10 protein-coding genes are annotated in these 6,702 nt (G+C 69.5%); 6 read left to right on the top strand and 4 right to left on the bottom strand.

Annotated features, from left to right (window positions below; all coding sequences use genetic code 11):
- Nucleotides 1-78 precede the first annotated feature (78 nt).
- The 4 genes from D4B81_RS15490 (at nt 79) to D4B81_RS15505 (ending at nt 2,001) form a co-directional block, all read left to right on the top strand.
- Nucleotides 79-576, top strand: a complete 498-nt coding sequence (locus tag D4B81_RS15490) for a helix-turn-helix domain-containing protein (protein ID WP_122263587.1) — start codon at nt 79-81, stop codon at nt 574-576.
- Nucleotides 573-1,142: a hypothetical protein gene (locus tag D4B81_RS15495; RefSeq protein WP_122263588.1), complete on the top strand. Its 570-nt coding sequence runs from the start codon at nt 573-575 to the stop codon at nt 1,140-1,142. The genes D4B81_RS15490 and D4B81_RS15495 overlap by 4 nt, the downstream gene beginning before the upstream one ends.
- A 209-nt stretch (nt 1,143-1,351) precedes the next feature.
- The gene (locus tag D4B81_RS15500; protein ID WP_122263589.1) at nt 1,352-1,600 is read left to right on the top strand and encodes a type II toxin-antitoxin system Phd/YefM family antitoxin; all 249 of its coding nucleotides are present in this window, start codon (nt 1,352-1,354) and stop codon (nt 1,598-1,600) included.
- The gene (locus D4B81_RS15505; RefSeq protein WP_122263607.1) at nt 1,597-2,001 is read left to right on the top strand and encodes a type II toxin-antitoxin system VapC family toxin; all 405 of its coding nucleotides are present in this window, start codon (nt 1,597-1,599) and stop codon (nt 1,999-2,001) included. Before D4B81_RS15500 ends, D4B81_RS15505 begins: the two co-directional genes overlap by 4 nt.
- A gap of 74 nt (nt 2,002-2,075) precedes the next feature.
- On the opposite strand, the gene D4B81_RS15510 is transcribed toward D4B81_RS15505, so the two are convergent.
- The 3 genes from D4B81_RS15510 to D4B81_RS19190 all read right to left on the bottom strand — a co-directional run bounded on the left by D4B81_RS15510 (nt 2,076) and on the right by D4B81_RS19190 (nt 3,629).
- The gene (locus tag D4B81_RS15510) at nt 2,076-2,402 is read right to left on the bottom strand and encodes a type II toxin-antitoxin system PemK/MazF family toxin (RefSeq protein WP_122263590.1); all 327 of its coding nucleotides are present in this window, start codon (nt 2,400-2,402) and stop codon (nt 2,076-2,078) included.
- Nucleotides 2,399-2,605 carry an antitoxin MazE-like protein gene (locus tag D4B81_RS15515; protein ID WP_122263591.1) on the bottom strand — a complete coding sequence of 69 codons (207 nt, stop codon included), beginning with the start codon at nt 2,603-2,605 and terminating at the stop codon, nt 2,399-2,401. The genes D4B81_RS15510 and D4B81_RS15515 overlap by 4 nt, the downstream gene beginning before the upstream one ends.
- A gap of 160 nt (nt 2,606-2,765) precedes the next feature.
- Complete coding sequence (locus D4B81_RS19190; RefSeq protein WP_272914076.1) at nt 2,766-3,629, bottom strand: tyrosine-type recombinase/integrase; 864 nt, start codon at nt 3,627-3,629, stop codon at nt 2,766-2,768.
- On the opposite strand from D4B81_RS19190, the gene D4B81_RS18215 reads away from it, so the two are divergent.
- The gene (locus D4B81_RS18215) at nt 3,521-3,850 is read left to right on the top strand and encodes a hypothetical protein (protein ID WP_161965204.1); all 330 of its coding nucleotides are present in this window, start codon (nt 3,521-3,523) and stop codon (nt 3,848-3,850) included. The two genes, D4B81_RS19190 and D4B81_RS18215, sit on opposite strands and share 109 nt — an antisense overlap.
- Nucleotides 3,851-4,046: 196 nt before the next feature.
- Here D4B81_RS18215 and D4B81_RS15530 read toward each other — a convergent pair whose 3' ends face one another.
- The gene (locus D4B81_RS15530; RefSeq protein ID WP_202613720.1) at nt 4,047-4,988 is read right to left on the bottom strand and encodes a tyrosine-type recombinase/integrase; all 942 of its coding nucleotides are present in this window, start codon (nt 4,986-4,988) and stop codon (nt 4,047-4,049) included.
- 784 nt (nt 4,989-5,772) lie between these two features.
- Here D4B81_RS15530 and D4B81_RS15535 point away from each other — a divergent pair.
- A complete protein-coding gene (locus tag D4B81_RS15535) occupies nt 5,773-6,549 on the top strand; it encodes a Kelch repeat-containing protein (RefSeq protein ID WP_237566041.1) in 777 nt (258 codons plus the stop codon).
- Nucleotides 6,550-6,702 lie beyond the last annotated feature (153 nt).

Consider the following 6,702-nt stretch of genomic DNA (forward strand, 5'->3'; position numbering starts at 1 on the left):
CGCCGTGCCCCCAGGGCTGGCTGAACGCCCCCTTATGGCCTTCTGTTGCGTTTTTGGTGTTTGCGCTAGAGTAGAGACATGGAGAACGACACGCTGATGAAGACGGGGGCGGTCGCCGAGGCGCTCGGCGTCTCGCGTCAGCACGTCGTCGACCTGTGTGAGCGGGGCGACCTGCCTAGCATCAGGGTGGGGGCGCACCGCAGAGTCAGACGCTCTGACGTCGAGGCCCTGCTCGACGCCCAGTCGATGACGGAGGAGCAGCGCAAGCAGCTGTGGATGCACCAGGCGATGCTCACCCACCTGCTCACCAGGCCGGAGGAAGTCATGGGGCTGGCGCGAGAGAACATCCGACGCTGGAGCGCCATGCATCGGGCGGACGGCCGAACGGTCGAGTACCTCCGTGAGTGGGACAGGATCCTCGCCCGGGGACTTGAGCAGACGGTCGGCACGATCCTCAGCACCAGCCCCCGTGCGCGCGAGCTGCGCCAGAACTCCCCGTTCGCCGGCGTCCTGAGCCAGACCGAACGGACCCAGGCGCTGCGCACCTTCCGCGAGAAGCGCGCGCCGGCGGCATGAACCGCCAGCAGTTGGCACGCCTCCTCAGGGCTGCCTGCGACGTCACCAAGGACCCGGAGGTCCTGGTCATGGGCTCGCAGGCAGTCCTCGGCACGTGGGACGAGGACGAGCTTCCGCCCGAGGCCACGGCGTCCATGGAGGTCGACATCGCCTTCCTGGACGACGGCCCGGACCGCAAGAAGGCCGACATGGTCGACGGTGCTATCGGTGAGCTCTCGCAGATGCACGCGGCCGAGGGGATCTATGCCGAGGGCATCTCCGTGAGCACGTCGATACTTCCCGACGGTTGGCAGACCCGCCTGTGCACCTGGGGCCTGGTCTCATCTGCTCCCGCTCGCCCTCTGTTCCTTGAGCCCCATGACCTCTGTGTCGCCAAGCTCATGGCCGGCCGGGAGAAGGACTATGAGTTCGTCGGTGCGCTCATCTCCGCGGCGATGGTCCAGCCGAGGATCATCGAGGAGCGGCTAGCGATGCTGTCGGCAGAGACGCACAAGGTGGCCATCGCACGTGCACTCCGGTTCGTGCAGCGGTCGGTATCGGCTCCAGACCGCAGGCCCCCGGCTTGACCCGGACGGCAGCCGCAGGCTCGGCCCGCGCTTCGGTAACGCCGGGCCACCGCTGAGGTCTGATCCGGGCCCGTTCCTGACGGCTGCACCCATCTCGGCGTCGGCCCGTTGGCGCAGTTGCGATGGAGGTCGCCGCTGAGCAGGCCGTGTCCAGGAGCGACACCGCAGCAGCCTAAGCGATGGAGTAGCACAAGCGCTACCATGGGTTCATGGAAACGGTGGGGCTTCGTGAGCTGAGGCAGGACGCCTCTGGACTTCTTCGTCGTGTGGAGCGAGGTGAGGAGATCATCATCACCGTCTCTGGTCGACCCAGCGCCAGACTCGTGCCAGCTCGACAGACCCGCTGGCAGCGCTGGGGTGACGTCACGGACCTGTTCGCCGGCCCCGCCGATGCGGACTGGGAGGCTGACCGCGAGATGGTCGATGACGCCGTTCGCGACGCCTGGGCAGAGTGGTGACCGAGCCGACGGCGACGGACGAACGGGGGTTGCTCGACACCAGCGTGGTGATTGCCGAGGGCGTCACGCCGATCCCCGGCGTCCTGGCCATCAGCGCCGTCACGCTGGCGGAGCTGCACTTCGGGGTCCTGGTTGCCAGGTCTGCTGAGGTGCGCGCCGAACGCTTGCGGCGACTGAGCATTCTTCAACGCCGATTCGATGCTCTCCCCATCGACGAGGTAGTCGCGGCCAGTTACGGCCGCCTCGCGGCCGCGGTCGTGGAAGCCGGACGTCAGCCCCGTCGACGCACGATGGACCTGTTGATCGCGGCTACCGCCCATGCACATGACGCAGTCCTGTACACCCGCAACCCGGACGATTTCGGCGGACTTGAGAACCTGATAGATGTACGCGTGGTCTAACAACCCGCGGCGTCGTCGGACGCTACGCGTTCACAGCGGTAAATGCGGACGTCCGCAGTGGTCTCGCTCCTCAGCTACCTAGCCAGGCCGAGGAAAGCCATCAGGGCGCGCTCGACCTCCACGAGACTCTCAGACGCCAGGCGGCCAACGCGCGTACCGACGTGCTCGCGGCGGACTGTGGTGACCTTGTCGATCATGACCTGGCTGTCGTGCTGCAGACCGGTGAGATCATCGGCGGCCACGCGTACGCGAAGCAGAGGGGCCTCGACCAGGGTCGTCGTCAGGGGCGCCACGGTCACCGAGGCAGTGCCCTCAAAGAGGTCGTCCTGCACGATCAGCGCGGGCCTCGGCTTGGAGGCGTAGACACCCCCGGCGACGGTCCATATCTCGCCGCGCCTCACTCCTCGTCCCAGGGGGCGGTCACGGTTTCGACGAACTCCTGGTCATCGGACTGCTCGTCCGCCCTGGCGACCAGGGCCGCCTGACGTTCCGCTTCCAGTGCAAAGCGCTCGCTACGCACGTCCGGCACCCAGATCTGCACAGGTCGAAGGCCGCGTGCGCGCATCCTGCGCCGGTACTCGCTGACTCGATGCTTCACCGTCATGCCCACCACGTTACATGTAACGAAGGTGCGGCGGAAGGAGGTTATGGCCCCTACCACGCCCGAAGACTCGGGTCCCCAGCGCAACCGCCGAGCGACCAGCGGCAGTAGCCTGCGGCCACGCTCAGTGCGGCATTATGCACGTGATGGGGGTGGGGGCGGTTCATGATGCTTCGCCGTTCTCGAGGTCGTTGAGGAGTTTGTCGAAGAGCTGGGCTCGGTGGGTCTGGCCCTTGGCGTGGGCGTCGTCGTGCTGGGCCTGGAGGGTGGGCCGGAAGGCGATGGTGGTCTGGAAGAAGGTGCAGGTCTCGCAGATGGACTCGAAGGCGCAGTCGAGCTCGGGGGGTCGGGTGCAGTGGCCGTTGCCGAGCATGCGGGAGTGCTCGCGGCGCAGCCGGGCCATGTTGGGTCCGAGGGCGTCGGCGGGCAGGTGGGTGGGGTCGGTGTAGAGGGCGTCGACCTTGTCGGTGACGGCGAAGTACTCCTCGGCGACGGTGCGGTTGGCGATGCGGGCGTAGCGCAGGGTCATGTCCATCGAGGAGTGGCCCAGCATCGCGGCGATGGCTTCTAGGGACATGCCGCGGTTGATGGCCTGGGTGGCCAGGGTGTGGCGCAGCTGGTGGGGGTGGATGTGGGTCAGGCCGGCGGCGGCGCCGGCCTTGTTGATCATCCGGGTGACGGTCCAGCGCCCGGCCGTTCTCTCTCGGGAGCAGCAGCGGGTGGGCGGGGTCGACGTGGGTGGCCCGGTAGTCCTGGATGAGGGTGAGCACGTGCGGGTGCAGGGGCAGGTAGCGGTCCTGGTGCAGCTTGCCGACCGGCACGTGCAGCCAGGGTCCGGCGCCGATGTGCACGAGAGCGTCGGCGGGCAGGGCGGTGTACTCGCTGACTCGCAGGCCGGTGCGCAGCAGCACTTCCACGGTGACGCGCAGCAGCATCCGGGGCTGGGCCTGGGCGGCGCGCAGCAGCCGCGCGGCGCTCGGGTCGTCCAGCGCCTTGGGCAGGGGCCGGTCCTGGCGGGGCAGGTCACCGGAGAACATCGGCACCCGGGCCGGGGCGTCGTCCCAGCCACACTCGCCGATCCGGATGAAGAACATCCGCAGCGTGCCCAGCCGGCCGGCGATGGTGGCCAGGCCCAGCGGGGTCCCGCCGCGGCCGGGGCGGGCGGCCAGCCACGGCTTGTATCCCTCGATGGTGGACCGGTCGATGTCGGCCACGCAGGTCAGGGTCGGGGTGTGGGTGAGCAGGTAGGTGGCGAAGCAGCGCAGCGACTGGTCGGCGCCGTTGAAGCTGCCCGGGCGCGGCACGCAGGCCAGCTGGGCCAGGTATGCCCGCATGGTGGCCGCGACCTGAGGCAGCTCGGCGGCGACCTGGTCCCAGGTCGCGACCGGCGCGGCGCCGCCGCGTCGATCCTGGGCGGGGTCGAACCGGACCGGCAGGGTGGTGCTCATCGCAGCCTCCGGAACCCCGGCAGCGCCGGCCGTTCACCGGCGCCCGGCGGCGGTGTCGCGTGCACGCCGGGGACGCCGGCGAAGACCTGGGCGTCGATGACCTCGGCGGCCTTGCGGTACTGGGAGGCCAGCCAGTCGTCGGCCAGGTGCAGGTAGATCCGGGTGGACTCGATCGAGGCGTGACCGGCCTGGGCCTGGACGGCCTCCAGGGCCATCCCGGCCTCCCGCAGCCGGGTCAGGCAGGTGTGCCGCAGCTCGTGGCAGGTGCCGTGGGACAGGCCCGCGCGGGCCCGGGCACCGGCCAGGACCTGATCGATACCGCGCACGGTCAGCGGCTGCCCGCGGGTGGGTCCCTTGAGCACGACGAACAACCGGTCGGTCGCGGCGTCGGCGGGTCGCTCGGTGGTCAGGTAGTCGGCGACCGCGGTGAAGAACCTGGCCGAGACGGGCACGATGCGTTGCCGCCCGCCCTTGCCCTCGGCGATGAACACCCGCCGTTCGGCGGCCCGCAGGTCCTGCAGGCGCAGGCCCAGGACCTCGCAGCGGCGCAGCCCGCCGAGCACCATCGCCGCGACCATGGCCCGGTCCCGGTGGGTGCGCAGGGCGCCGGTGAGGGCATCGACGTCAGCCGGGGCCAGGATCCGCGGCAGGGACCGGACCCGCCTGGTCAACGGCACGCCCTGGGAGGGGCGGGATCTCTCCCGGCGGGTCGGCAGCCCGCGGGGCACCGGGTTGGTGACCACGTCCCCGCGGACCTGCAAGAAGGCGTAGAAGCCCGAGATCGTGGAGACGCGCCGGGCGATCGTGGCCGGCCCTACCCCACCTGCGCCGTCGGTGGGCAGGCCCTGGACCACGCCGGCGGGTCGGCCGGTGCGCTGGGCGGTGATGAAGGCCAGCACGTCGGCCGGGACCGCCTCGGTCGGGTCCTTGCCGAGCACCGGCAGGAAGATCCTCAGGTCGTACGCCGCGGCCAGGACCGTGTTCGGCCGGCACGCCCGGACAGGAAGTCCAGGTAGTCGTCCGCGCAGGCGACCCCGACCCGCAGCACCACCGCGCCCGAGGGCCCACGCGACCTGACCAGACACGGATCCAGACCCGACATGTCACGACCTCCCGGTCCCTCGACCATCAGCCACACCGGCTGGTCGAAATCTCCCGGAAGATCACGTGCATAACAAGCAATAGCGGATGGTCTGCCTGGAGTGGTGGGCCCACCCAGGGGGAGGTTCAGTAGTGCCTTGCCGGAGCGAACAGAATCGGGCTGTCGCGGAGCGCAAGCTGCCCCTTGCCGGGGAACGAGGGTGCCTCGCGGAACGTCGGAGGAGCGTGCGTTGGACGTTGATGGTCGTCTCCCTGTTGCTGACTGCAGGATGTGCGGTGGGCTCGAGCGACGGCTCGAAGAGTCCGGCGGCTTCAGCACCCACCGACGCGCGAGGGGGTGGTGAGTGGGTACGCCTGCCGGATGGCCCCCTCTCTCCTCGGCAGGGCTCTTCGGCCGCGTACGTCGGCGGCGAGGTGCTGATCGTCGGTGGCTACAGCGGACCGCCCTGCCCTCCGGGTGCCGACTGCCCTATGCCTCCCGAGGACGTAGAGCGCGACGGAGCGGCCTATGACCTGGACACAGGAACCTGGCGCAGTATCACCAGTGCCCCACGCCCTGTACCACCTTGGGCCTCGACAGCGGTCATCGGCGACCGTCTCTACGTCCTGGCCGGTGACAGCTTGCTGGCCTGGGACAGCGGCGAGGACTCCTGGGAGGAGGTGTCCACGCCAGAAGATCCGAGCTGGTCCTATCTCGTAGTTGACGGTACCCGCCTCGTGCTGGCGTCCGGCAGTGACGAGACCGGCGTGCGACCCGACCACGTGTATGACACCAGCACGGGTGCCTGGTCGATACTGCCGCAGGACCCCCTGAAGCCCTCCTTCGACCGGGCTCTGATCTCGACCTCTCACGGCCTGGTGCTGACCGCGAAGTCCATCCGACCAGACGGAGGTCCCGCCGATCCTGCCCTGGTTCACGCGGCGGTGCTCCCTCCTGGCGGTGACGCGTGGCGGACTCTGCCCGTCATGGACCAGCTCGGCGGCCGCTGGACCTGGACCGGGCAACGCCTGGTCGATCCCACGCTGGGTGGAGCAGATGGTGGCCAGGTGAACAACTACGGGCGGGTCATCCCCTTCGGCGGCCGCTTGGACCCGGCAACGGGCGACTGGTCTCCGCTACCCGATGCCCCGTCCGAAGGCAGCGGAGGGTGGTCCGTTGACGCGCTGGACGGTCCAAGCATCGCTGCAGGGGGGTGGCTGTACGACGACGACTCCAACAGTTCCTGGACGCTCCTGCCACGACCTCATGGCGCGCCCGCTGATCCGGGGCCGTCCGTCTGGGCTGACGATGTGCTCGTCGTCTACGGCGGCGCCGACTGGGACCCACCGGATGCGCACGGCCAGCTGGGCCCAGAGAACGTATGGTCGACTAGCGCTTGGGCATACCGGGTGCTGTAGCCCGAAACCTTCCGGAGGGCGGCAGAGGTGCGCGCTCGACGTGCCGCTGCAAGCAGTCACGGCCCCGCCGCCGTCGGCCGGCGTGCCGATAGGGTTCGGGTCATGTCTTTCGTCAACGTGGGGACTCTTGAGGCGCTCCCCGGCAAGCGGGAC

It is taken from the genome of Ornithinimicrobium cerasi, assembly GCF_003702705.1.
In the GTDB taxonomy this organism is placed as follows: domain Bacteria; phylum Actinomycetota; class Actinomycetes; order Actinomycetales; family Dermatophilaceae; genus Ornithinicoccus; species Ornithinicoccus cerasi.